Source organism: Herbaspirillum lusitanum P6-12, from assembly GCF_000256565.1.
Classification (GTDB): domain Bacteria; phylum Pseudomonadota; class Gammaproteobacteria; order Burkholderiales; family Burkholderiaceae_D; genus Herbaspirillum; species Herbaspirillum lusitanum.
In genome coordinates this window covers 1-1,855 of the sequence record NZ_AJHH01000406.1, presented here as the reverse complement: position 1 = coordinate 1,855, position 1,855 = coordinate 1, and the positions used below count along the sequence as shown (strand labels likewise).

At 63.0% G+C, this 1,855-nt stretch carries 3 protein-coding genes; 1 reads left to right on the top strand and 2 read right to left on the bottom strand.

Annotated elements, in window-relative coordinates; genetic code table 11:
• Positions 1 to 230, top strand: a 230-nt coding sequence (locus HLUSI_RS0113245; protein ID WP_016834436.1) for an acyl-CoA dehydrogenase family protein, incomplete at its 5' end; no start/stop codon positions are given.
• On the opposite strand, the gene HLUSI_RS0113240 is transcribed toward HLUSI_RS0113245, so the two are convergent.
• Complete coding sequence (locus tag HLUSI_RS0113240) at positions 227 to 1,054, bottom strand: SDR family NAD(P)-dependent oxidoreductase (RefSeq protein WP_016834435.1); 828 nt, start codon at positions 1,052 to 1,054, stop codon at positions 227 to 229. The two genes, HLUSI_RS0113245 and HLUSI_RS0113240, sit on opposite strands and share 4 nt — an antisense overlap.
• Positions 1,055 to 1,117: 63 nt before the next feature.
• Positions 1,118 to 1,855: thiolase C-terminal domain-containing protein (locus tag HLUSI_RS0113235; RefSeq protein ID WP_016834434.1), on the bottom strand; the 738-nt coding region annotated here is incomplete at its 5' end.

The window sequence follows — 1,855 nt, the reverse complement described above, 5'->3', positions numbered from 1 at the left end:
TGCCGGTGATCAAGGAAGCCTCGTGCTGCAAATTGTTCGCCACCGAAACGGCGGGCAAGGTGGCCGACCGCGTGCTGCAGATCTTCGGCGGCGCCGGCTTCATGAGCGATTACCCAATCGAACGCATCTATCGCGATGTGCGCGTGATGCGCATCTACGAGGGCACCTCGCAGATCCAGCAACTGCTGATCGCGAAGCAGATGCTCAAGGAGCATGCACTGAGGGGTTAAGGTCTTCCTCCGCCGCAGATCACGATTTGCCCGCTGATGTAGTTCGACTCCGGAATGCAGAACAGATACACCGCGCCCGCCGCTTCCGCCGGCGTGCCCGCGCGGCCCATCGGGATCAGCGTTTCCAGGTTCTGCATCAGTTGCTGGTTGACGCCGACCTTGATCTCGTTACCCGAAATATTGATGGTGGCGTCGTCACCTGCGGTCGCTTCGGTCAGGCGCGTCTTGATCAGGCCGAAGGCGACGCTGTTGACGTTGACCTTGTAGCGTCCCCACTCCTTGGCCAGCGCCTTGGTCAGGCCGTTGATGGCTGACTTGGCGGCGGAATAATTGGCCTGGCCGGCGTTGCCCATCACGCCCGACACCGACGAGATGTTGACCACCTTGCGGAACACTTCGACGCCTTGTGCAGTTTCTTCCTTGGCGGCGCGGCGGAAATATTCCGACGCCGCGCGCAGGATGCGGAACGGCGCCGTCACGTGCACCGCCATGATGGCGTCCCATTGTTCGTCGGTCATTTTCTGGATGACGTTGTCCCACGTGTAGCCGGCATTGTTGACGATGATGTCGAGGCGGCCGAAGCTGTCCAGTGCGGTGTCGATGAACCGCGTGGCGAATTCGGGCGCCGTGACGTCGCCGCAGCAGGCCGTGGCGCGACCGCCGGCGTCGACGATTTCCTGCACGACGCCGGCGGCCATTTTTTCGTCGAGATCATTGATGACCAGGGCCGCGCCGTCGGCGGCCAGCTTGAGAGCAATCTCTCGGCCGATGCCGCGGCCGGAACCGCTGACGATGGCGACCTTACCTTCTAGCTTCTTGTTCATGTGGTCTCCTTGATGACACGATCTCCGCCGTGCTGCATGGGTGAATGACGGACAAGCTTCGGTTCAGTTGGTTTTTTCGTAGACGGTGACGACGCAGGCGCCGCCCAGGCCGAGGTTGTGTTGCAGGCCCCAGCGTGCGCCATCGACCTGGCGCCGTTCGGCCCGGCCGCGCAACTGCCAGGTCAGTTCCGCGCATTGCGCGAGGCCGGTGGCGCCGAGCGGATGGCCCTTCGACAAGAGGCCGCCGGAAGGATTGGTGACGATCTTGCCGCCATAGGTGTTGTCGCCGTCGAGGATGAATTTCTCGGCGGTGCCGGACGGCGTCAGTTGCAGCGCTTCGTAGCTGATCAGTTCGTTGGCGGTGAAGCAGTCGTGCAGTTCGACTACCTGAATGTCTTCGGGGCCGACGCCGGCTTCGGCATAGGCGCGTTCCGCGGCGATGGCCGTCATGCCGCAGCCGACCAGCTTGCGCATGTCGCCGCTGTCGAAGGAATCGGCCTGGTCGGTGGTCATCGCCTGTGCTGCGATGGCGACGCTGGTGTCGAGATTGAACCAGCGCGCGAAGCGTTTGGAGCACAGCACCGCGGCCGCCGCGCCGCAGGTCGGCGGACAGCATTGCAAACGCGTCAGCAGGCCGAATACGGTTGGCGAGCCCATGACTTCTTCCAGCGTCACCGGCGTGCGGAATACGGCGTAAGGATTGTTGGCCGCGTGGCGGCGCGCCTTCACCGAAATTTGTCCGAAGGTCTCCGGTGCGATGCCGTATTGATCAAGATAGTCCTGGCCCGCGCCGCCAAAAAA